General features: G+C 72.1%; 20 protein-coding genes and 1 pseudogene. 6 read left to right on the top strand and 15 right to left on the bottom strand.

Translation table 11 applies throughout. From position 1 onward, the window contains the following. Positions 1-104: 104 nt before the first annotated feature. Genes J7E88_RS14655 through J7E88_RS14645 form a run of 3 tightly spaced genes read right to left on the bottom strand, consistent with a single transcriptional unit; the run spans position 105 to position 2,826 of the window. Positions 105-779 (bottom strand): response regulator transcription factor, encoded by a 675-nt coding sequence (locus J7E88_RS14655; protein ID WP_215180929.1) that lies wholly within the window; start codon positions 777-779, stop codon positions 105-107. Then, complete coding sequence (macS, locus tag J7E88_RS14650; RefSeq protein WP_215180927.1) at positions 776-2,017, bottom strand: MacS family sensor histidine kinase; 1,242 nt, start codon at positions 2,015-2,017, stop codon at positions 776-778. Before macS ends, J7E88_RS14655 begins: the two co-directional genes overlap by 4 nt. A 32-nt stretch (positions 2,018-2,049) precedes the next feature. After that, the gene (locus tag J7E88_RS14645) at positions 2,050-2,826 is read right to left on the bottom strand and encodes a 1-acyl-sn-glycerol-3-phosphate acyltransferase (protein WP_215180925.1); all 777 of its coding nucleotides are present in this window, start codon (positions 2,824-2,826) and stop codon (positions 2,050-2,052) included. A gap of 196 nt (positions 2,827-3,022) precedes the next feature. Between J7E88_RS14645 and J7E88_RS14640 the strand changes: the two genes are divergently transcribed. Next, entirely contained in the window at positions 3,023-3,829 is an 807-nt protein-coding gene (locus J7E88_RS14640; protein ID WP_215180923.1) for a carboxylesterase, read from the top strand. After that, complete coding sequence (locus tag J7E88_RS14635; protein ID WP_215180921.1) at positions 3,822-4,376, top strand: hypothetical protein; 555 nt, start codon at positions 3,822-3,824, stop codon at positions 4,374-4,376. Before J7E88_RS14640 ends, J7E88_RS14635 begins: the two co-directional genes overlap by 8 nt. A gap of 658 nt (positions 4,377-5,034) precedes the next feature. Here J7E88_RS14635 and J7E88_RS14630 read toward each other — a convergent pair. From J7E88_RS14630 to J7E88_RS14605, 6 genes are all read right to left on the bottom strand, one after another. Then, positions 5,035-5,799, bottom strand: a complete 765-nt coding sequence (locus tag J7E88_RS14630; RefSeq protein WP_215180919.1) for an endonuclease/exonuclease/phosphatase family protein — start codon at positions 5,797-5,799, stop codon at positions 5,035-5,037. Between the two features lie 70 nt (positions 5,800-5,869). Next, positions 5,870-6,811, bottom strand: a complete 942-nt coding sequence (locus J7E88_RS14625) for an ROK family glucokinase (protein WP_215180916.1) — start codon at positions 6,809-6,811, stop codon at positions 5,870-5,872. A gap of 64 nt (positions 6,812-6,875) precedes the next feature. Further along, positions 6,876-7,322, bottom strand: coding sequence for a DUF5304 domain-containing protein (locus tag J7E88_RS14620; protein WP_215180914.1), 447 nt, complete (start codon positions 7,320-7,322; stop codon positions 6,876-6,878). A 65-nt stretch (positions 7,323-7,387) separates the two neighbouring features. Then, positions 7,388-8,752 (bottom strand): ArsA family ATPase, encoded by a 1,365-nt coding sequence (locus J7E88_RS14615; protein WP_251022574.1) that lies wholly within the window; start codon positions 8,750-8,752, stop codon positions 7,388-7,390. Then, the gene (locus tag J7E88_RS14610; RefSeq protein ID WP_215180912.1) at positions 8,752-9,201 is read right to left on the bottom strand and encodes an SRPBCC family protein; all 450 of its coding nucleotides are present in this window, start codon (positions 9,199-9,201) and stop codon (positions 8,752-8,754) included. Before J7E88_RS14610 ends, J7E88_RS14615 begins: the two co-directional genes overlap by 1 nt. Before the next feature lie 130 nt (positions 9,202-9,331). Then, a complete protein-coding gene (locus J7E88_RS14605) occupies positions 9,332-10,087 on the bottom strand; it encodes a metallophosphoesterase (protein WP_374196280.1) in 756 nt (251 codons plus the stop codon). A 302-nt stretch (positions 10,088-10,389) separates the two neighbouring features. Here J7E88_RS14605 and J7E88_RS14600 point away from each other — a divergent pair, with 302 nt between their 5' ends. After that, positions 10,390-12,186, top strand: coding sequence for a long-chain fatty acid--CoA ligase (locus tag J7E88_RS14600; protein ID WP_215180909.1), 1,797 nt, complete (start codon positions 10,390-10,392; stop codon positions 12,184-12,186). 390 nt (positions 12,187-12,576) lie between these two features. Here J7E88_RS14600 and J7E88_RS14595 read toward each other — a convergent pair whose 3' ends face one another. Then, on the bottom strand, positions 12,577-13,719 hold the full coding sequence (locus J7E88_RS14595) for a glycosyltransferase family 4 protein (RefSeq protein WP_215180907.1): 1,143 nt from the start codon (positions 13,717-13,719) through the stop codon (positions 12,577-12,579). Positions 13,720-13,817: 98 nt separating this feature from the next. On the opposite strand from J7E88_RS14595, the pseudogene J7E88_RS14590 reads away from it, so the two are divergent. Continuing rightward, positions 13,818-15,063 (top strand): annotated as a pseudogene (locus tag J7E88_RS14590) (glycosyltransferase 87 family protein). On the opposite strand, the gene J7E88_RS14585 reads toward J7E88_RS14590, so the two are convergent. From J7E88_RS14585 to J7E88_RS14565, 5 genes are all read right to left on the bottom strand, one after another. Next, positions 15,020-16,252 (bottom strand): hypothetical protein, encoded by a 1,233-nt coding sequence (locus tag J7E88_RS14585; protein WP_308307497.1) that lies wholly within the window; start codon positions 16,250-16,252, stop codon positions 15,020-15,022. The pseudogene J7E88_RS14590 and the gene J7E88_RS14585 overlap by 44 nt on opposite strands. Positions 16,253-16,406: 154 nt before the next feature. Continuing rightward, on the bottom strand, positions 16,407-17,438 hold the full coding sequence (locus J7E88_RS14580) for an NlpC/P60 family protein (protein WP_215180905.1): 1,032 nt from the start codon (positions 17,436-17,438) through the stop codon (positions 16,407-16,409). Positions 17,439-17,674: 236 nt separating this feature from the next. Then, entirely contained in the window at positions 17,675-18,700 is a 1,026-nt protein-coding gene (locus tag J7E88_RS14575) for a C40 family peptidase (protein ID WP_215180903.1), read from the bottom strand. 317 nt (positions 18,701-19,017) lie between these two features. Further along, entirely contained in the window at positions 19,018-20,382 is a 1,365-nt protein-coding gene (locus tag J7E88_RS14570; RefSeq protein WP_215180901.1) for an NYN domain-containing protein, read from the bottom strand. A 34-nt stretch (positions 20,383-20,416) separates the two neighbouring features. Continuing rightward, positions 20,417-20,659: a hypothetical protein gene (locus J7E88_RS14565; protein ID WP_177152820.1), complete on the bottom strand. Its 243-nt coding sequence runs from the start codon at positions 20,657-20,659 to the stop codon at positions 20,417-20,419. A gap of 149 nt (positions 20,660-20,808) precedes the next feature. Between J7E88_RS14565 and J7E88_RS14560 the strand changes: the two genes are divergently transcribed. Both J7E88_RS14560 and J7E88_RS14555 read left to right on the top strand, forming a co-directional pair. Next, the gene (locus tag J7E88_RS14560; protein ID WP_215180899.1) at positions 20,809-21,543 is read left to right on the top strand and encodes a rhomboid family intramembrane serine protease; all 735 of its coding nucleotides are present in this window, start codon (positions 20,809-20,811) and stop codon (positions 21,541-21,543) included. Further along, positions 21,540-21,821: an Lrp/AsnC family transcriptional regulator gene (locus J7E88_RS14555; RefSeq protein WP_215180898.1), complete on the top strand. Its 282-nt coding sequence runs from the start codon at positions 21,540-21,542 to the stop codon at positions 21,819-21,821. The genes J7E88_RS14560 and J7E88_RS14555 overlap by 4 nt, the downstream gene beginning before the upstream one ends. The last annotated feature ends 8 nt before the right edge of the window (positions 21,822-21,829 follow it).

The raw sequence follows: 21,829 nt of genomic DNA, 5'->3' as shown, positions 1-21,829 counted from the left end.
CAGGTCACTCAGGGATGGGGCGAAGGGTCAATTCCTCTACGACTCCGGGACATTGAGCGGACGTCATTCACCCGTACGGGTAACACGGTGGAGGTGACGGTGACTCAGGCGTCGTCGAGACCCGCCTCGATCGCGTACCGCACGAGCTCCACGCGGTTGTGCAGCTGGAGCTTGCCGAGGGTGTTCTGCACATGGTTCTGCACGGTGCGGTGCGAGATGACGAGACGCTCGGCGATCTGCTTGTACGACAGCCCCTTGGCGACCAGCCGCAGCACCTCGGTCTCCCGGTCGGTCAGCTGCGGAGCCTTCGGCGCGTCGCCGCCCGGGGAGGGGACGGGCTCGGACGCGAGGCGGCGGTACTCGCCGAGGACCAGACCGGCGAGGCCCGGTGTGAAGACGGGATCGCCCGCGGCCGTGCGCCCCACGGCGTCCGTCAGCTCCGCTGTGCTCGCCGACTTGAGCAGATAGCCGGTGGCCCCTGACTTCACGGCCTCCAGGACGTCCGCGTGCTCACCGCTCGCGGACAGCACCAGGACCCGCAGGCCGGGCAGGGCCGCGACGAGCTCCTTGCACACCTGGACGCCGGGCAGCTCGGGCAGGTTGAGGTCGAGCACGAGGACATCGGGGGTGACGGCCTTCGCCCGGCGCACCGCCTGCGCACCGTCCCCGGCCGTGGCGACCACGTCGAAACCCGCCGCCGCCAGATCACGTGCCACCGCGTCCCGCCACATCGGATGGTCGTCGACGACCATCACCGTGATCGGCTTCGCTCCGGTCATTTCTCCGCCTTCCCCCGTGGGACCTTCAACTCGACTTCCGTGCCCTGCCCCGGTACCGAGATCAGCTCGGCCGTGCCGCCCAGGTCGCGCAGCCGGCCCCTGATGGACAGGGCCACTCCCATCCGGCCCTCGCCCTCGGCCTGCGCGAGCCTGCCCTCCGCGATGCCGGGGCCGTCGTCGCGGACCGTGACGACGACCTCGTCCGGCCAGTCCTCGACCAGGATCCACGTCTGGGCGTCCTCGCCGGCGTGCCGGCGGACGTTGTCCAGGGCGGCGCCGACGGCGGCCGCGACCTCCGCCGCCGCATGCGCCGGGAGCAGCACCGGGGCACCGGGCTCGGAGAGCGTCACGCGCGAGGTGACGAAGGAGGCGAGCAGCATGCGCACGTCGCACGGCTCGCCCGGGCCGGTGCCGCCGGGCACCCGACGCCGGCCTGCCCGGGCGGGGCCGGTGCTCTCCACCGCCGTGTCACTGTCTGGGTCCCCCTCCGCCACAGCGGAACGCGGCGGGGGCAGCAGTCCGCCCGCCACCAGGCTGCGCAGGGCGACCTCCTGCTCCCCCGCCATCCGGCCGAGCTCCGCTGCCTCACCGCCGAGCGCGGTGCCGCGCCGCTGGACCATCGCCAGCACCTGCAGCACGCTGTCGTGGATGTCGCGGGCCAGGCGCTCGCGCTCGCGGGTCGTCGCCTCGATCTCCAGGGCGCGGGCGAGGGTGCGCTCGGAGGCCCGGGCGACCTCGACGACATAGCCGATCGCGATGGAGGCGACCCAGACGAGCAGCACGTTGTGGAAGGTGTCGCGGCTGGGCTCGCCGCGCTCGATGATGTTGGCGACCGCGACCAGCGAGGAGGCGAAACCGGCCCAGCGCCAGCCGCCCTTGATGGCGAAGGCCAGGACGGAGCCCGCTGTCCATATGGTCGGCAGCGTCGGGCCGTCCTGTGTCTGCGCCTGGGCGTCGGCGAGCGGAGTGAGCAGGATGCCGGTCAGGGCGACGGTCAGATCGGCGATCAGGAAACCGCGGGTGCACCGGGCCGCGTTGGACACCTTGGGCAGCGTGGCGAGGGTCCATACGACCATGACGGCGAGGAAGCCGACCGCCACGCCAGGACGTTCGAACTTGTCCGGTGCGAAGGCGAACAGCAGCACCGCGTAGACCATCGTCAGGACGCGGTAGCCGGCGAGCGCGCGCCACAGCGGCAGCTCGACCGACATCCGTACGACGCGCTCGCGCCCGGCCATCTCCCCCACCCCCGAAGCTGTGTCCGTCGCGGCTAGGCCGCTGGACTCTGCGCCTTCTTCGCCTTCTCGGCCTCCGCCCTGGCCGCCTTCTCGGCCTCCGCCCGGGCGGCCTTACGAGCCTTCTCCTCGTCGGCGATCTGACGCTTGGCAGCCGTCGCGTAGATGTCGACGTACTCCTGGCCGGACAGCTTCATGATCTCGTACATGACCTCGTCGGTCACCGAGCGCAGGATGAAGCGGTCACCCTCCATGCCGTGGTACCGGCTGAAGTCCAGCGGCCTGCCGATCCGGATGCCCGGACGCATCAGCTTGGGGACGATCTTGCCGGGCGGCTGGATCTTCTCGGTGTCGATCATCGCGACCGGGATCACGGGCGCGCCGGTCGCCAGCGCCACCCGCGCGAGCCCGCCGGGCTTGCCGCGGTAGAGCCGGCCGTCCGGGGAGCGGGTGCCCTCGGGGTAGATGCCGAAAAGACCGCCGGACTCGATGACGTCGATACCGGCCTTGATCGCCGCCTCGCCCGCGCCGCGCGCGCCGGAGCGGTCGACCGGCAGCTGTCCCACGCCCTTGAAGAAGGCGGCGGTCAGCCTGCCCTTGACGCCGGGCGAGGTGAAGTACTCCGCCTTGGCGATGAAGGTCACCTTGCGGTCGAGCACGGCGGGGAGGAAGAACGAGTCGGAGAAGGACAGGTGGTTGCTCGCGAGGATCGCGGGGCCCTCGGCCGGAATGTTCTCCAGGCCCTCCACCCAGGGCCTGAAGGCGAGCTTCAGCGAACCCCCGATGGAGAACTTCATGGCTCCGTAGATCAACTCGAAATCCTCCTGTGTGTTCTCGAACAGACCTTAACCCCTGCTGGCCTGCCTCCTGTCGTTCCGGGCCCGCCTGACGCGGTGACGGCCCTGGTCGGTGTCCGTCCGGTCGCGTACCGTGAAGTACACCTTGGGACCGTCACACGCGCCCATGACGTCCAACATTCCCCGTACACCTCACGAACAGGAGACCCCGGTGCCGGTCCTTCCTGGAGCCGAGCCCTACCGCCACGAAGGCGGCGAGGTCGGCGTCCTTCTCTGTCACGGATTCACCGGTTGCCCGCAGTCGCTGCGCCCCTGGGCCGAATATCTGGCGGAGCGGGGGCTCACCGTGTCCCTGCCTCTGCTGCCGGGACACGGCACCCGCTGGCAGGACATGCAGGTGACCGGCTGGCAGGACTGGTACGCGGAGGTGGACCGCGAGCTGCGCTCCCTGCGGGAGCGGTGCAGCCGTGTCTTCGTCTTCGGCCTCTCCATGGGCGGCGCGCTCACCCTGCGCCTGGCCGCCAAGCACGGGGACGCCGTGCAGGGCGTCGTGGTGGTCAACCCGGCCAACAAGGTGCACGGCGCGATGGCGTCGCTGCTGCCCGTGGTGCGCCATCTGGTGCCCTCCACGAAGGGGCTGACCAGCGACATCGCGAAACCGGGAGTCGAGGAGGTGGGGTACGACCGGGTGCCGCTGCACGCGGCGTACTCGGTGCGGCAGTTCTTCCGGCTCGTCGACGGCGAGCTGCCGCAGGTCACCCAGCCGATGCTGCTGCTGCACAGCCCCCAGGACCATGTCGTGCCGCCCGCGGACTCGGCGCGGATCCTCAGCCGCGTCTCGTCGACGGACGTCACGGAGATCCTGCTGGAACAGAGCTACCACGTGGCGACGTTGGACCACGATGCGGAGCGGATCTTCGAGGAGAGTTACGCGTTCATCGGCCGGCTCGCTCCGGAGGCCGGGACCACGGGGTCCCCCGCGACAAAGTCCCTGGGAGGGAGCACGACCGGTGGCTGAGCAGCACGATGCGGACCGAGAGCCGCAGCCGATCGACGAGGAGGCCGCGTGGGCGGCCATCGTCGCGGGGTACGGCGACGAGCCGGTGGATCCGCCCGGCGCCAAGCCGTTCAAGTCCGTGGACGATCTGGCGCGCCTGGAGGGCGGGGTGAACGAGCGGCCCGAGCCCCCGAAGGAGGCCGCCGAGGAGCCGCCCGCGCTGGGCAGCTCGATCACGTTCGCGCCAGGTGTCGGCGGGGGCGGCCCCCGCGACTACCAGGTCCCGGAGGCGAGTGACGAGGACTTCGACGAGACCGACGAGGGCCACTTCGTCCCCCCGGAGCCGCCGCCCCTGCCGGAGGCGGACGTGACGGCGAAGTTCGCGTGGCTGGCGGTGGTGGGCGGCCCGGTGCTGATGCTGGTCGCGGTGCTGCTGGGGTGGGACATGACGTGGTGGCTGACGACGCTGTGCATCGGCGGCTTCCTGGGCGGGTTCGCGACGCTGGTGGCACGGATGTCGTCGGACGACGACGAGGAGGACGACCCGGGTCGGGGCGCGGTGGTGTAGCGGGGCGCGGGGGCCGCTGCGCGTCGGGCTGCGCCGGCCCCGCACCGGCGGGCGGGCGGTGTCCGCCCCGCCGGCGTTCCATGGCGCGGGGTGCCGCGGCCTGCCTCTCAGTCGGCACGCCCCGGCCCCGCATGGGCACCGGTACCGGGGCCGCGACAACGCCTGCGGGCGGCATGTCCCCCGCCCCACATCGGCACCCGTGCCAGGGCCAACGCAGCGGGCAACATCCAGCCCCGCCGGCGTTTGAGGCGCGGGGTTCCCGGGGCAGCGCGCCGGACACGCCTCGGGCCTACCCCGTTGTCGGCATGCCACCGGCCCCACATGAGCGCCGGGACAGGGGCCGCTGGTTGAAGCCACTGTCAGCCCCGCCGGCTTGAGGCGCAGGGTGCGGGACGCACCAGCCGAACAGGCCCGCCGGCCTACGGCATCCCCCAGTCCCAGATCGGTCGCCTCTATCAGTGCCACTCGCACCGGGCAGCTTCCGGCCCAGTCGGCGTTCGAGGCGCAAGGTGCGGGCAGAGCCCGCGGGTCTACGGCATGCCCCCGGCCCCGTATCAGCGCCGTTCCAGGGCCGCCTCACCGGGCAACATCCAGCCCCGCCGGCATTCCAGGCGCCGGGGGACTCCGGGGCAGCGCCCCGCGAACACGCCCCCCTGGCCTACCCCGTCGTCGGCAGGCGCAGGGCCGCCAGGACCGGGAGATGGTCCGAGGCCGCGCGCAGGTCGCGGTCCGTCACGCCCTCCAGGCCCTGCGGGACACCGCAGCCGAGCACCTGGACCCCCCGCGTCGCGAAGATCGCGTCGATCCGCTGGTGCGGATCGACCGGCGTCGACGTGTGCTCCTCGCCCCACGGGCGCACCGCCCAGCAGTCCTGCAGCGAGTCGGCGAGGCGTCTGAAGCTCCGGCCGCCGGGACGCTCATTGATGTCGCCCGCCGCGATCGCGTGCGGCGTGCCCATCGCGGCCAGCCGGTCCAGCAGCATGCCCGCCTGGGCGTAACGCTCGTCCGTCTGCAGGCTCAGGTGGCAGCTGATCACGCCGACCCGCGCCCCCGCGAACCGGACGACCGCGGTGGCGAAGCCGCGCCGGTGCAGCCCTGGCGTCAGCGGCAGCATGACGTCCTCCGTGCGCTCCACCGTCGCGCGCAGCGAGCACAGCAGCAGCGGCCCGGCGGCCGTCGCGCCGCCGGAGAGCATCACCAGATCGGTCCTGGCGGCGAGCCGCGCCGCGTGCTTGCGCCAGCGGAAGAACCGCGGGGCCTCCTGGACGAACACCAGGTCCGGCTCGCAGGCCCGGATCACCCGGGCGAGGGCGTTCTCGTCGTCGCGCATCGACCGGACGTTGTAGCTCAGCACCCGGATCACGGCTGAACCATCCGGTTCCGTACGGGAGTTGGGGAGGGCGGGCAGCATGCTGGTGGCCATGTGGATCAAGATACGACGGTGCCCGCCGCAATCCGATGAGGACGCGACGGGCACATGGCCGTACGGGGGCTCAGCCCTGGCGGGCCAGGTCGGCGGCGCCCACCAGTCCCGCCTTGCCACCCAGTTGGGCCGCGAGAACCTGGGCGTGCGGGCGCCACTGGCCGCCGATGAGCCAGCGGCGGAACGACTTGCGGATCGGGTCGAGCACCAGGTCGCCCTCGTCGGAGACGCCGCCGCCGACGATGAACGCGGACGGGTCGAAGAGCGAGGCCAGGTCGGCCAGACCCGCGCCCGCCCAGCGCGCCAGCTCGCGGAAGGAGTCGACGGCGACCGGGCAGCCCAGCCGCGCTGCCTGGCTGATGTGCTTGCCCTCGATGCCGTTGATGGTGCCGTCGCCGAGACCGAGCAGGATGGTCGCGTTCTCCGGCGTGGCGTTGGCGCGCTGCTTCGCGTACCGCACGAGCGCGCGGCCGGAGGCGTACTGCTCCCAGCAGCCCTGGCTGCCGCAGCCGCACAGCAGCCCGTCCGGGACGACCCGGATGTGGCCGAACTCCGCGGCCACCCCGAAGCGCCCGCGGCGCAGCTTGTTGCCGATGATGATGCCGCCGCCGAGGCCGGTGCCCAGGGTGATGCAGATGACGTCCTCGTGACCCTGGCCCGCGCCGAAGCGGTACTCGCCCCAGGCCGCCGCGTTCGCGTCGTTCTCGACGACGACGGGGAGGCCGACGCGCTGTTCGACCTTGTCCTTCAACGGTTCGTGGCGCCAGTCGATGTTGGGCGCGAACAGGACGGTGGCGCGCTTGTCGTCGACGTATCCCGCCGCGCCGATGCCGACGGCCTCGATCTCGTGCCCCTGGCCGGCTCCCGCCACCGCAGCGCAGATCGCGTCGACGATGCCCTCGGGAGTCGACGGGGTGGGCACGGTGTGCGTCTCGAGAATGGCGCCCTCTTCGTCGACCACGCCCGCCGCGATCTTCGTGCCGCCGATGTCGACGCCGATGGTGAGTCCCATGTGTCCCTCAGTATTCGGTCGAGCCCCGCTATGCCAACCGTACCCGAGGGCGGGCAGGCGCTGGTCAGTCCAGGTCGATGTGCTCGCTCGGACCGGGCCCGTCGTCGCGGGGGTCGTCGGTGTCCTTGGCGGTGTCCGAGCGCTGGGTCCAGCGGCGCTCCTGGTTCTCGACGGCGGAGCGGTAGGCGGCGAGCAGTTCGCCCCCGGCGGCCGCGAGATGGTCGAAGACCTGCGGGTTCCGTTCGATGACGGGCTCGACCGCGGCCTTGGCCTGGGTCACGAACTGCTGCACGGCGTTCTGTGCCGCCACGCCGGGCAGCGACGACTGGAAGGCGGTGACCTTGTCCGCGACGACGTCGAAGAGTTTGCGGAGCTCCTCGGCCGCCGAGCCGGGCGGAGCCCCGTACTGGCCGCGCCGGCGGTTCCGCTCGGCCTTGAGGTCCTCCTCGCACGCCGTGGCCCAGGCGTCTGCGTCGGCGTCGGTGTCGGGACGCTCGGTGGCATCGCTCATGGCGTACTCCTGCGGCAGGACTGAGGATTCGTCTACCCGACGTTACCCGAACGGCGGTACGGCATTCAGCGTGCCCGCGGCCACAGGGCGGGGTCGGGCGTGAACCGCACGCTCAGGGTGCCGTCCTTCAGGCCCGCGCCGGCGACCGTGCAGCGGCGCAGTGCGGACGGCAGGGACAGGATCCTGCGGAAGGGGCCGACGGTGATCAGCAGTTCATCCCCACGGCGTACGAGGGTGAGCTGCTCCTTGACGGCGCCGGGCAGGTCGAGGTGCCAGATCAGCGTGCCGTCGTCCGAGGCGGGACCGGGCGGCGGCTCCTTGCGGCTCTTGCCGTTCCGGCCGTGCCAGTGGTTGTCGGTGTCCGCGAGTGAGGCGACCGACGCGTCACGGCGGACGGACTCCTCGTACACGTTCTCGATCCGCCCCGGGTCCGGGCGCCGGCCCTCCCGGTCCCCGCGCAGGGCCACGATCAGCCCGTCGAGCTCGTGAGCCGCCGGGTCGGCGGTGAATTCATGCGCGAAGGAGCAGCGGTCCGCCTCCTTCTGGAGCCGCGTGAGGTCGTCCGGGCCGCGTGGATCGCGGCCCAGATGCGGCAGCAGGCAGACCGAGCCGGCCGGCATCCAGGTGTCCACCCACTCCCGCCGGCACGCCTCCTGCTGGGCCGCGACCGAGGCCGCCCAGGGATCGGCGGAGTCCTGCGGTACGCAGCGGTTGGCGACGACCATGTCGACGCGGTGACCGAACAGACTCAGCCCGGTGCGGGCGGTGCGCAGGGCGTCGGCGGCCGCGGGGCCGGGCTCGGCGACCAGGGTGAGGGTGGTGTTCTCGGACTCGATCACGGACTGGACGCCTGCCAGTTCCGTGTCCCAGCGTGCGGTCGTCTCGTACAGCCACTGCGCGGGCATCGGCACACCGGCGAGCTGGGCGAGCATGGGGCGCAGGGCCCGGGCAGCCTGCCGCTCGGCCGGCAGCAGGCGGCGCAGATAGCGCCGCAGCTGCTCGGGCAGGGCGAGCAGCGCGAGGGTCTCGCGCAAGGGCGGCATGTCGACGACGAGGACGTCCCAGTCCCCGCGGGATGCGGTGGTCAGGGCCCGCAGCAGGGCGAACTGGTCGCTGCCCGGCAGCTCGGTGAGTTCCTCGTCCTCCAGCCGCGCCGCTCCCAGCAGGTCGAGCCCGGCCGAGGCGCGCTGCTGGAGGTCGAGGAATTCGGCGCGGAAGTCGGCGCCCGCGTCGATGCGGCCGGCCCACAGCCCCTCCGCCGTCGGTATCGGCCGGTCGGGGGCGCCGGTGACAGCCGTGCCGAGCACGGCGTCCGCCTCTGCCGACAGCAGGAGTGTGCGACGGCCCGACGCGGCCGCGGCGAGGGCCGTGGCCGCCGCGACGGTGGTGCGGCCCGCGCCGCCGAGCCCGGTGACGAGGACCCTGCGCATCAGGCGCCGGCGCCGCTCTCGACGCGCTTCTTCAGGCCTGCCAGAGCGCGGTCGATGATGACCTTCTCCGCCTTGCGCTTGATCATGCCGAGCATGGGGATCTTGACGTCGACGGTGAGCTGGTAGGTGACCTCGGTCCGGTCGCCGCCGCCCATGGGAGCGAGGCTGTACGAGCCGTCGATGGCGCGCAGCATCTGGGACTTCACCAGTGTCCAGCTGACCTCGTTCTCGCCGTGCCAGGTGTACGCGAGGGTGTGGTCGTCCTTGATCGCGCCGGCGTCGAGGACGAGGCGGACCTGTTCGGCGCGGCCCTCGGCGTCGGTGGCGAGCACCTCGGCCTCCTTCACCTCGCCGGTCCACTCGGGGTAGCGCGCGAAGTCGGAGATCACGCCCATGACATCGGCCGGCGCCGCATCGATCGTGATGCTCGAGCTGGTGTGTTCCGCCATCGCTGCGGCTCCTCAACAGTGCGGTGATGACCGGTGGTGTGGTGGTGAGCAGGCTATCGCGAGCGGGAGCGACGCCGGTGGCGGCCCCGGCCGACGAACGTCGCTCTTCTGGCACGCCAGCCGGCGCCGCTCACCACGTCAGCGTCCAAGGGCGGCCGGTGGAGGCGAAGTGCCCGACGTTCACGCACTCCGTCGCGCCGACGCGCATCCGGCGGGCGAGCGGCTGGTGGACGTGGCCGAAGAGGGCGTACCGGGGCCTGGTGCGCCTGATCGCGGTCAGCAGGGCGCGGCTGCCGCGTTCGAAGCGGCGGGCGACGGTGTCGTAGGTCAGTTCCGGGACATCGGGAGGGATGTGGGAGCAGAGCACGTCGACCTCGCCCAGGGCCTCGACCTTGGCGGCGTACTCCTCGTCGGAGATCTCGTAAGGGGTGCGCATCGGGGTACGCAGCCCGCCGCCGACGAAGCCGAAGACGCGGCCGCCGATCTCGACCCGCTCGCCGTCGAGGACGGTGGTGCCGGGCCGGGCGAACTCGGGCCACAGGCCGGGGATGTCGACATTGCCGTAGGTGGCGTACGTCGGCGTGGGGAAGGCCGCGAAGAGCGCGGCGTACTGGCGGCGCACGGCGGTCTCGATGGCGCTCTCGCGGTCGAGGCCGAGCTCGGCCCACAGTCTGCGGCCCAGTTCCCGGGCCTCGTCGAAGCGGCGGGCGGTGCGCAGTTCGACGATCAGGTGGGCGTTCTCGACGCCGAAGAGGTCGGGGAAGATGCCACGCGAGTGGTCGGCGTAGTCGAGGAAGAGGACCAGGTCGCCGAGGCAGACGAGAGCGTCCGCGCCGTCGCCCGCGGTGGCGAGATCCCGGGCGTTGCCGTGCACGTCGCTGACCACATTGACTCGCATGCGTCGCATGACGAGCACCCTAGAACGCGCCTGCCGAACGCGGGTAGAGGGGGGTGGACCTGCGGTAACTTCCGGGCCGCGGGCGGAGTGGAATAGTCTGCGCGATGTCCAGCCATTGACGTGTGACGCAGGGAACATTGGCCGGGAACCCCTATCGGGAACCGCGTACTGATGGGTAACGTCCGGGCAGTCCAGTCGTGCTCGCCCCCACGAGCACCTGCCCGATCTTGGACCGCAACCGGTGCATCACACAGAGCCGTGGCGCCGGCGCCCGATGAGGAGCAGCAGTCTTGCGCGAGTTCAGCCTTCCGGCCCTGTACGAGGTCCCCACGGACGGCAACCTGACGGATCTCATCCGCCGCAATGCCGCGCAGCACCCCGATGTGGCGGTGATGGGCCGCAAGGTCGCCGGCGCATGGGCGGACGTCACCGCCACCCAGTTCCTGGCCGAGGTGCGGGCCACCGCCAAGGGCCTGATCGCCGCCGGCATCCGCCCCGGCGACCGGGTCGCCCTGATGTCCCGCACCCGCTACGAGTGGGTCCGGCTCGACTTCGCCATCTGGAGCGCCGGCGCGGTGACCGTGCCGGTCTACGAGACCAGCTCCGCCGAGCAGGTGCAGTGGATCCTCGGTGACTCGGGTGCCGCCGCGGTCATCGTCGAGAGCGACGGACACGCCGCCGCCGTGGAGTCCGTACGCGAATCGCTGCCCTCCCTGCGCAACGTCTGGCAGATCGAGAAGGGCACCGTCGACGAACTCACCGCCGCCGGCGCGGAGATCTCCGACGCCACCGTCGACGAGCGCAGCGCCACCGCCAAGGCCGACGACCCGGCGACGATCGTCTACACCTCCGGCACCACCGGGCGTCCCAAGGGCTGTGTCCTCACCCACCGCGCCTTCTTCGCGGAGTGCGGCAACCTGGTCGAGCGTCTGAAGCCACTGTTCCGTACGGGCGAGAGTTCGGTGCTGCTGTTCCTCCCCGCCGCGCACGTCTTCGGCCGCATGGTCGAGCTCGCGGCCGTCATGGCGCCGATCAAGCTCGGTTGTGTGCCGGACATCAAGAACCTCACCGACGAGTTGGCCTCCTTCCGGCCGACGCTGATCCTCGGTGTGCCGCGCGTCTTCGAGAAGGTCTACAACTCGGCGCGGGCCAAGGCCCAGGCGGACGGCAAGGGCAAGATCTTCGACAAGGCCGCGAACACGGCGATCGCCTACAGCCGCGCCATCGGCAGTTCGCAGGGCGTGCCGATCGGCCTGAAGATCAAGCACAAGGTCTTCGACAGGCTCGTCTACAGCAAGCTCCGCGCCGTTCTGGGCGGGCGCGGCGAGTACGCGGTCTCCGGCGGCGCGCCGCTCGGCGAGCGGCTCGGCCACTTCTTCCGCGGCATCGGCTTCACGGTGCTGGAGGGCTACGGGCTGACCGAGTCCTGCGCGGCGACCGCGTTCAACCCGTGGGACCGGCAGAAGATCGGCACGGTCGGTCAGCCGCTGCCCGGTTCGGTGGTCCGGATCGCGGACGACGGCGAGGTGCTGCTGCACGGCGAGCACATCTTCTCCGGCTACTGGAACAACGAGGCGGCCACGGCGGAGGCACTGGCGGACAACTGGTTCCACACCGGCGACATCGGCACCCTCGACGAGGACGGCTACCTCGCGATCACGGGCCGCAAGAAGGAGATCCTCGTCACCGCGGGCGGCAAGAACGTCGCCCCGGCCGTGATCGAGGACCGCATCCGCGCGCACGCCCTGGTCGCGGAGTGCATGGTGGTCGGCGACGGCCGGCCCTTCGTAGGCGCGCTGGTCACCATCGACGAGGAGTTCCTCGGCCGCTGGGCGGCGGAGCACGGCAAGCCGGCGGGCGCGACGGCGGCGGTGCTGCGCGAGGACCCGGAGCTGCTGGCCGAGATCCAGAGTGCGGTGGACGACGGCAACGCGGCGGTGTCGAAGGCGGAGTCGGTACGGAAGTTCCGCGTGCTGGCGTCGCAGTTCACGGAGGAGGCGGGGCACATCACGCCGTCGCTGAAGCTGAAGCGGAATGTGGTGGCGAAGGACTTCGCGGACGAGATCGAGGCGATCTACGCCACCTGACCGGGGGCGCTGCCCCCGGTGCCCCGCCCGGGGGCGCGGCGCGCGCGTTGGGGCTCGGCCCCGGGGTGCGTGCCCGCCTGCGGCGGCTTGTCCCCCACCCCGCCCTCCCCACGGCCCGGCGGCCGTGGGCGGTACCCCCATCCCGACCCGGAGCGGGCCCCGGACCCCGTACCGCGCTTCGCGCGGTGTCCTCAAGCCCCTGGGCTTCGTCCGGGGCGCCCCGGACGGACTGATTTCGCTCTGCGAAATCCAGCCCCACTGGGGCACTCCCCCCTGGCTTCGCCGAAGGGAACCCCACCCACGGCCACCAGGCCGTAGGGGAGACTCACGCGCTGGGGATCCCTCACCGCCAGCAGGGCGCAGGGTCCGGGGGCGGAGCCCCCGGTTACCTCAGAGCAGCTCCCGCAGCCTCTCCGCCAGCAGGTCCCAGCGCCACTTCTCCTCGACCCAGGCACGGCCCCGCTCGCCCATGCGCTGCCGGAGTCGAGGGTCGTCCAGCAGGGCCACGATCCGTTCCGCCGTGTCCTCCGGCGCGTTGCCGCGGACCACCCAGCCCGTCTCGCCGTCGAGCACCGCGTCCGGCGCGCCGCCGGAGTCGCCCGCCACCACCGGCAGTCCGGTCGCCGACGCCTCCAGGTACACGATCCCGAGGCCCTCGACATCGAGGCCGCCCCTGCGCGTGCGGCACGGCATGGCGAACACGTCGCCCGCCCCGTAGTGCGCCGGGAGTTCCGACCACGGCACAGCGCCCGTGAAGCGCACCGAGTCCGACACGCCCGTCTCCGCGGCTAGCCTGCGCAGGTCCTTCTCGTACGGGCCGCCGCCCACGATCAGCAGCACCGCGTCCGGGACCTTCGCCAGAATCGCGGGCAGGGCGAGGATCAGCGTGTCCTGGCCCTTGCGCGGGACCAGACGGGAGACGCAGACGACGACGGGCCGGTCACTCAGCCCGAGCCGGTCGCGGATCTCGTCGCCGCCGGAGCCGGGGTGGAACGTCTTCTCGTCGACGCCGGGCGGCAGTTGGACCATGCGCCCCGCTGCCTGAGGCGTGAGCGCCGACGCGATCCGCGACCGGGTGTACTCGCCCAGATAGGTGATCGTGTCCGTGCCTTCGCCGATCCGCCGCAGCAGCTGCCGCGACGCGGGCAGCTGTGCCCAACCCGCCTCGTGGCCGTGCGTGGTGGCCACGATCCGCCGCGCACCGGCCTTGCGCAGGGCGGGGGCCATCAGGCCGAGCGGGGCCGCCGCGCCGAACCACACCGACGCGCAGCCGTGCTCCCGCAGCAGCTCGACGGCCCGCCGGGTGACTCGCGGCGTGGGCAGGAGCATCGTCGTACGGTCGCGTACGACGGTGAACGGCTGCTCCGCGTCGAAGGCGGCGGTCGCCTCGGCGCCCTCGCGCCCGCGCTTCCAGGTGGAGGCGTAGACGACGAGCTGCCCCGGGTCGAGCCGCAGCGCCATGTTGTGCAGGAAGGCCTGGATGCCGCCGGGCCGGGGCGGGAAGTCGTTCGTCACGATCAGGGTCTTGTGCATCGCCGCCGACAGTACCGAACACTCCTTCCCCCGTCCCATACGGCCCCGCGCGGCATGATGGGCAGCCAGTCGGTGACGAAGGTGACGAAAGGGACGCCATGGCGAAGACACTGGCACGGGGCGCCCGGGCTCCGCTCGCAGTGTGGGCGCTGACCCGTACGGCGCTGCTGCTGTGCGTCTTCAAGGTGGTCACGGTCCCGGGGCCCGACGTCACGAGCGACGTCTCGGTGATCTACCAGGGCTGGTACGAGGTACTGCGCACCGGGACGTTCCCGCTGGACGACGTCACCTGGCAGTACCCGCCCGCCGCCGCGCTCGCGATCCTCGCGCCCGGTCTTGTGCCGGGTCTCGCGTACGCCGGCGCCTTCTTCTTCCTCGTCCTGCTGTGCGATCTGCTGGTCCTCGGGCTGCTGCGGTACGCGGAGAGGAACGAAGCCGCATGGCGCGGCACCTGGGTCTGGATCGTGGGCGTGCCTCTGCTCGGGCCCACCGCCTACGCCCGCTACGACCTGATGGTCACCGCCGTCGCCGTCGCCGCTCTGCTGGCGGGCTCCGGCCGCCCGCGCGCGCTGGGGGCGCTCGCGGGTCTGGGGGCGCTGCTGAAGGTGTGGCCGGTGCTGCTGCTGGTGGGCGTGGCGCGCGGCCGGGCGGCGCGGCGCGCCTGGGGCACGGCGGCGGTGACGGGCACGGGTCTTGCGCTCGCCTTCGCCGCCGCGCTGCCGGGCACATCGGCCTTCTTGGTGTTCCAGCGCGACCGTGGCATCGAGGTCGAGTCGCTGGGCGCCCTGGTCTTCCATGTCGCGAGGCACTTCGGCTGGCGGGGCGAGGTGCTGCTGAGCTACGGGTCGGTCGAGTTCGTCGGACCGTGGGTGGCGCTGGTGAGCGGGGGGGTCGCTGGCGCTGAGCGCCCTGGCCCTCGGCTGGCTGGTGGTGTGGCGGCTCCGGGCACGGGAGCTCGGCCCGGCCACGCTGTGCGACGCGGCGTTCGCCGCCGTGCTGCTGTTCACCACCACGAGCCGGGTGATCAGCCCCCAGTACCTGATCTGGCTGGTGGGCGTCGCCGCGGTGTGCCTGGTGCGCCGGGAGACCCGTATGGTGCGGCCGGCGCTGCTCACGCTGGCCGCGACGGCGGTCACGGTGCTGGAGTTCCCGGTGTGGTTCGCGCATGTGGTGGCGAGCGACGGGCCGGGCATCGCGCTGCTCGTGCTGCGCAACGGCCTGCTGGTGGCCGCGACGCTTGTCGCCTGCCGGCGCCTGTGGCGGACCACGGTGTCGGCCCGGCAGGTCCGCGGGGAGGCCGTCAGCCCAGACGCTCGCGCAGATAGTCCCGCCACTGCGCGGTGAATGCGTCCGCCGTGACGCCCAGCACCTCGCCCAGAGCCCGTTCCACCGCGCCCTCGCGCTGCTCCGCCTCGCCGACGGTCCGGTAGAACTCCCTGAGCTCGTCCTCGCCCCAGCGGTCGGCGATCAGCTCGCAGGCGAGCCAGCCGCCCTCGTAGGCCCGCGCCAGGGCGGCGGCGTCCCCGCCGAATGCGAAGCCCTCGTCCGCGGGCAGGGCCGCGGGCACCTCGCCGCCGCGCACCGCGTCCCGCAGCTCGGGCGCGGTCTCCTCGGCGGTGCGTCCGGTGCCCCGGTAGGCGACCCAGTCGGCGAAGCCCTCGGAGAGCCACATCGGGGTGGCGGCCGAGGTGTCGGCGCGGGTCGCCACATGGGTGGTCTCGTGGGTGAGCACGATGCCCTGCCCGAAGTCGCCGAGCAGCCCGTACGCCTCCGGGTTGACGATCACCCGGTCGGCGGTCTCGCCGTCCTTGCGGCCCGTCTCGCCCGTGGTGACGGCGGCGATGCCCCGGTATCCGGCGGCCGGGGCGCCGAGGAGACGCCCCATGGACTCGACGGACGAGGGGACGAGGACGACCACGCGGCCGGCCCACTTCGAGGGCCAGGCGGCCGTCACGGCGGGCACGGCGCGGTCGGTGGCCGCGGCGAGCTCGCGCAGCCGCTTGTCGTCCTGGCCGACGCCGAGGACCAGGCTGCGGCTGCCCCGCACGGCCGCGACGTCGCCCTGCTGCCACAGCAGCTCGGGTGCGCCGGTGCCCGGCTCGTCCGCGGTCACGTACCAGCGGCCGTCGCGCTCGGTGAGCTCCAGGATGCGGGCGGCCGTCACGGGGACGGTGTCGTAGGCGTCGACGCGGTAACGCAGTTCGGTGTCGGCGACGGCCCGAGCACCCTGGTGGCGTACGCCCTTGATGCGGTACTCCCACGAACGGAAGGGGATGTCCGCCATGTTGTCGAACTCCCTGGCCTGCTGCCTGCGCAGGGCGGTCGCGCCGGGGGCGAGTGCCTCCAGATAGCGGCTGCGGTCTCCGTCCACGACGGCCTCGCCCCGCTCGTCAAGGGCCTCCTGGATGGCGTCCACCGTGGGGTCCAGGGGCTTGTCGGCGGTCGTGCAGCCGGACGCCAGCAGCAGCACGGCGAGACCGAGCCCCGCCGTGCGCCGTGCCGATGCGCGCTGTATGCGCTCCTGACCTGCCACATGGCCGATCGTACGGAAAGGGCGGCGGAACGCTACGCCGGAGAGCGGAACCCCGTGGTCGCCGGGGAACTTTCCGTTCGGCCCGCTCCGGCAGGTTCCGGTCTGCCCCGGCCGACCCGGCCGGACCCGCCCCGGCCCGCCCCGAAGAACGGCCCTAGACCCTCGTCACCGCGTGGATCGGCATCATGCCCACCGGGTCGTAGCGCACCGCGGCTCCCGGGTAGGGGGCGTGGACGACCTGGCCGTTGCCCATGTACATCCCGACGTGGCTGGCGTCGCCGCGGTAGGTGACGATGTCGCCGGGCCGCGCCTCGGACAGCGGAACGCGGCGGCCTGCGTTCGCCTGCGCCTGCGAGGTGCGCGGCAGGCCGACGCCGGCCTGGGCGTACGACCACTGCACCAGGCCCGAACAGTCGAATCCCGTCGGGCCGCTGGCACCCCACACATAGGGTCGGCCGACAGCGCTGCGGGCGGCGAGCGCGGCGGCGGCCGCATGGCCCGAGCCGGGTGGGAGGCCCGTCAGTTCCGGCAGCGCGCCGTCACGACCGGAGCGCGAGAGCCGGTCGAAGTCGGCGCGCTCCTCGGCGGGCAGGGCGTTCAGCAGCCTGCGCGCCTCGGCGAGCTTGCGTTCGACGCTGCGCTTGTGGCGGGCCACGGCGGAGCGGCTGCGCTCCAGCTCGGCGAGGTCCAGGGCGGCCTCGGCCCGCTCCTGGCCCAGGTCACGCTGCTCGCGGCGCAGCTCGTCCAGGGCGGCCGACTGGCGTTCGCTGATGCGGTCCAGCACGGCGGCGCGTTCCAGATAGGTGTCCGGGTCGGCGGACAGCAGCAGCTCCAGCGCCGGGTCGACTCCGCCGGAGCGGTACTGGGCGCCGGCCACGGAACCGAGCGCCCCGCGCATGCGGTTGATGCGCTCCTGGCCGCGGGCGACGCTGTCCTGGACGTATTCGACGCGCTCGCTCAGCCGATCGACGTCTTCGCCCGCCTTGTTGAACCGTTCGGTGGCCTGTTCGGCCTCCTCGTAGAGGCGGTCGACCCGGGCCCGGGTGGCTTGTGCCGGCTCCTGGGGTTCGGCGCTCGCGGGCGCCGCCCCGAACGCCGCGGCCGCGGTGGCAGCCGCGGCGGACAGGACGGTGACCCGGGCACTCGATGTGAGACCGGTCTGTGAGGGTCGGCGGTGGGACACCACGTGCCGCGCTCCCTTCCGCACACTTCGCAGAACTGGAGGAACTGGGGATCTTGCGCGGCAGACAGTATCCGTGTGAGCACCGGGCGGCCAACGACCGCTGGGGGCACACACAGTGACGCCCCACCGGAGACCACAGGTCACCGGCGGGGCGCGGCGTCAGCGAGTTGTGATGGAATTCCCCCATTCGGGCGGATGCGAGAGCCCGCCGAACGATCCATCAGGGTCGCAGGCCGGGGTCAGACGCGCACACCGAACATGTACGGCATGTTGTTGATCGACTCGTAACGCACGCTGGCACCCGGCTTGGGCGCGTGCAGCACCTGGCCGTTGCCGGCGTAGAAGCCGACGTGGTGCAGGTCGCCGTAGAAGAAGACCAGGTCGCCCTGCTGGAGCTGGCTCTGGGAGGAGATGCGCGTACCGGCGCTGGCCTGGGCCTGGGAGGTGCGCGGTATGGAGACACCGGCCTGCGCGTACGCCCAGGAGGTGAGGCCGGAGCAGTCGAAGGAGCTCGGGCCGGAGGCGCCGTAGACGTACGGCGAGCCGATCTTGGACTGGGCGGCCGAGAACGCGGCGGCGGCACGCTGCGATGCGGGGACGGCATTGCCCAGGTCGGCGCGCGAGCTGGCGCGGTTGGCGCGGGACTCGTCGGCGGCGAGCTCGGCGCGCTCGGCCGCGGTGAGGGTGTTGAGCAGCTTCTGCGCGGCGGCGAGCTTGCCCTGGACTTCCTTCTTCTTCTTGCCGAGCTCCTCGCGGGTCTCGGCCAGGTCCTTCAGCTTGCCCTGGGCCTCCTGGCGCTGCTGCGCGAGCGTGCGCTGCTTGGCCTGGATGTCCCGGATCGCGTCGGTCTGCTTGGCGCCGAGCTGGTCCAGCGCGGACGCCTTCTCCAGGTAGGTGTCCGGGTCGCCGGAGAGGAAGAGCTGGACCGAAGGGTCGATGCCGCCGGAGCGGTACTGGGCGCTCGCGACCGAACCGATGCTGTCCCGCAGGGTGTTGAGCTCTTCCTGACCGCGCGCCACCTTGTCCTGCAGCGCGTCGATCTGCTCGTCGAGCTTCTCCTGCTTCTCCTTGGCCCCGTTGTACTTCTCGGTGGCGTGCTCCGCCTCCTCGTACAGCTTGTCGACCTTCTCCTTGACCTCGCTCTTGCTCGGCTTCGGATCGGCCTGCGCGGTCTGGGCGGTCAGAGCGACAGCGGCTGCGGCGGTCGCGGTGAGCACGGTCACACGGGTGCGGCTCGGCTGCTTGGGACGACGGTGGGACGCCACGAAGGCGAGCTCCTTCTTCCTCAGCCGCCTACCGGGCTGTGGGGGGTTTAATCCCCGGCGTCCGTACGTCGGAACCCTGGGGAAAAGGGGCGAACTGTACGAACTCGGCGGTTCCTTCGCTGTCGTCCCGGATGGACGATCAACCGCGCGAAGGTTCGAGGCCCGACCCTAGTGACCTTCTTGTGATCAGTTCAAATCCTCATAGGAAAAATCTGAGTCGCCGCGCGCATTCTTTACCCACATCACACGCGTAGTAGTGGTTACTTGACGCACCGTCCCAGCCGCGGTCACGCGAATCCGGGCATTCGCCGCGGGAGTTACGACAGCCGCGAAAGCCGCTTCAGCAACAAAGCGGACGTGACCGGGCGGGCGCCCGCCTTCGCGACCCCGTCAGCCACCTCGCGGTCGGTCGACACGACCACCACCGGCCGGCCCGGTGGCTCGGCGCGCACCAGCTGGCGGATCAGCTCGTCCGCGGTGACCCCCGGCTTGGAGAACAGCACCCGCACCCCGCGCGGCGGCGCCAGCAGCACCGGGGCGGCCAGTTCGGCGCCGTCGAAGACGCAGGTGACCTCGGCGCCGGTCTGCGCGGCGAGCACCGAGAGCCCGCCGAGCAGCCGCAACCTCTGCTTCTCCAGCGGCATCGTCGGATAGCCGGTCTTGGTGACGTTGTAGCCGTCCACGACGACATGTGCCTGGGGCAGCGCGAGCAGCTGGTCCAGCAGCGCGGGGTCCGTCTCCGAAAGGGCGCGCGCCGCGATGTCCTTGGGCGACATCCGACCCGGCTCCACGGCGTCGACCGTGTCTGCGGGATGGATCCCGGCGGGCGGCAGCGCCAGCTCGCGACGCAGCCCCTGGGCCGCGTCCAGCACGGTGTCCAGCAGCAGCCGCAGCCGCATGTCCTCGATCGAACGCCCCTCGCGGGCGGCCCGCCGCCCGGCCTCAACCGCCGCCTCGGCCTCGGCCAGCCGGGCCTTGAGCCGGCGGCTCTCGCTCTCCGCCGCCGACACCTGGGCGGCGGCCTGCGCCTTGATGGAGTCGATCTCGGCGGCCGTCCGGCGCAGGGCGGCCTCCCCGCGCTTCACATCGGCCTGCGCGCTGCGCAGCTTGCGCCCCAGGGACTCGCTCTCCTTGCGGGCGCCGTCCAGCTCGGCGCGCAGCCGCTCGGTCTCGGTCCTGATCTGGCCGCGCGCCTCGGCCAGCTCATCGCGCAGCCGCTCCAGCTCGCGCCGGCCGGCCTCGTCGGCACGCTCGGCGTCCGCGCGCTGGACCTCCTCACCCGCGGCGCCGACGAGTTTCACCCATCCGGCGGGGCGCAGCACATACGCGGCGGCCGCCACGTCGACCGGATCGGCGGCGGCGGGCGGTGCGCCCGCCGCCAGGGCCTTGGCGAGCTCGGGCTGCGCCTTGCCCACCCGCTCCCCGATGCGCTGGCGGAAGAGAGTGTCGCTCTCCAGTGCGGCGGCCATCGCGTTGCCGGCGAATTTGGCCCGCCGAGTGGGGGTGAAACGGGCGTACTGCCGTAGCTGGGGCGGCAGTTCGGCGACGGTCAGGCCGCCGAAGGCGTCCGAGACCAGCGCGACGACCCGGCGCCGTACGCCTTCGGGCAGCGGGCGATCGAGCGCCTCGGCGGCGTCACCGGCCGCACCGGCCGGCTCCCCGCCACTCGCGGGCTGCTCCACGATCCGTCACCCCTACCTTGCGGGCCGCTCTCCCTCAGGAAGCGGCGCCCGGCCTGTCCACCAGCTCGATCTGGTCCACCGCGTTGCACCAACGGCAGCGGACCGATTCGATGGTCTCACTGACCACCTCGCGCTCCTCGACCGTCGGCTCCCCGGCGAGGTCCAAATGGACGTACTCGACGACCTTGGACGAGCGGGTGACGTCGAAGCGGGTGAGGTTGCCGCAGAGAGTGCAGCGCCACCTGGTCTCGGCGGTAGGCCAGGGAACCGTCGTCATCGTGCCGTCCTCTTCCGTCGTGCGGGTCCTGTGCCGCGGTGCGCCGTCGAACTGCGGATGTACTGCCTGCAACCCTACGGCCTCGCAGGTACCCGCGGTCACGGCGAGGCACTCTGTACCCTTCGATCCCGCTACGCCATGCTCTGTCCATGATCAGTCGGTGGAGCACGGCGAGGGGCGCGGTACGTGGGGTGGCGGCGGGACCGCCCGTCACCTACGGGCTGATCGCACTCTGCTTCGCGATTTTCGTCATCAGCCCGGTCTCGGGCCTCAACCCGGCGCACGGCCTCGGCGACGCTCTCCTCGCGGCGCAGTCCGACTACTTCGAACGCTGGGGCGTGATCCCGGCGCAGCTGCTGACCGGCTCGCCCCGCGCGCTGCTGACCCCTCTCACCGCCCTGTTCATCCACGGCAGTTGGCTGCACCTGCTGGGAAACATGCTGTTCCTCTACGTCTTCGGCGCGATGGCCGAGGAGCGCCTGGGGCGGGTGGAGTTCGCCCTGTTCTACCTGGGCGCCGGCTACGTGGCACTCCTGGCGTACACGCTGGCCAACCCGGAGTCCCGGCAGACGCTGGTGGGCGCCTCGGGGGCGATCTCCGCGGTGCTCGGCGCGTTCCTGTACCTGTTCCCGAGGGCGCGGGTGACGAGCCTGTTCCCGTTCCTCTTCTTCCTGCCGCTGCGGTTCCCCGCGTGGGTGGTGCTGATCTTCTGGTTCGTCCTGCAATGGCTGGCTGCCCGGAACGCGGGCAGCGGTCCGGGGGTGGCGTACCTGGCGCACCTGGCGGGGTTCTCGGCCGGGTTCCTCTACGCGTGGGCCCGGTTCGGGCGTGGGACTAGAGTGAAGGCATCTGCAGCGGCCACCGAGGGAGAAAGCAAGCCGTGATCACCGCGATCGTGCTCATCAAGACCAGCGTGGACCGCATCCCCGAGATCGCCGAGTCGATCGCGGCGCTGGACAGCGTCAGCGAGGTCTTCTCCGTGACCGGCACCTACGACCTGATCGCCATGGTGCGCGTGGCCAGGCACGACGATCTGGCGGATGTGATCCCCGGGCGCATCAGCAAGATCCAGGGCGTCGAGGCGACGGACACGCACGTGGCGTTCCGTACGTACTCGCAGCACGACCTGGAGGCGGCGTTCGCGATCGGCCTGGAGTCGTAGCCCTCCCC

The sequence above is a fragment of the Streptomyces sp. ISL-10 genome, from assembly GCF_018614575.1.
Classification (GTDB): Bacteria; Actinomycetota; Actinomycetes; order Streptomycetales; family Streptomycetaceae; genus Streptomyces.
Note: the sequence above shows the minus strand (reverse complement) of the source record. Positions and strands in the feature narration are given on the sequence as shown.

What these genes read in the sequence shown, in the direction of transcription:
- J7E88_RS14615 (WP_251022574.1), bottom strand. Translation starts at nt 8,752, where the DNA reads ATGCGCAGGGTCCTCGTCACCGGGCTCGGCGGCGCGGGCCGCACCACC.
- J7E88_RS14625 (WP_215180916.1), bottom strand. Translation starts at nt 6,811, where the DNA reads ATGGGACTCACCATCGGCGTCGACATCGGCGGCACGAAGATCGCGGCG.
- J7E88_RS14620 (WP_215180914.1), bottom strand. Translation starts at nt 7,322, where the DNA reads ATGAGCGATGCCACCGAGCGTCCCGACACCGACGCCGACGCAGACGCC.
- J7E88_RS14655 (WP_215180929.1), bottom strand. Translation starts at nt 779, where the DNA reads ATGACCGGAGCGAAGCCGATCACGGTGATGGTCGTCGACGACCATCCG.
- J7E88_RS14565 (WP_177152820.1), bottom strand. Translation starts at nt 20,659, where the DNA reads ATGACGACGGTTCCCTGGCCTACCGCCGAGACCAGGTGGCGCTGCACT.
- J7E88_RS14630 (WP_215180919.1), bottom strand. Translation starts at nt 5,799, where the DNA reads ATGGCCACCAGCATGCTGCCCGCCCTCCCCAACTCCCGTACGGAACCG.
- macS (WP_215180927.1), bottom strand. Translation starts at nt 2,017, where the DNA reads ATGGCCGGGCGCGAGCGCGTCGTACGGATGTCGGTCGAGCTGCCGCTG.
- J7E88_RS14560 (WP_215180899.1), top strand. Translation starts at nt 20,809, where the DNA reads ATGATCAGTCGGTGGAGCACGGCGAGGGGCGCGGTACGTGGGGTGGCG.
- J7E88_RS14595 (WP_215180907.1), bottom strand. Translation starts at nt 13,719, where the DNA reads ATGCACAAGACCCTGATCGTGACGAACGACTTCCCGCCCCGGCCCGGC.
- J7E88_RS14610 (WP_215180912.1), bottom strand. Translation starts at nt 9,201, where the DNA reads ATGGCGGAACACACCAGCTCGAGCATCACGATCGATGCGGCGCCGGCC.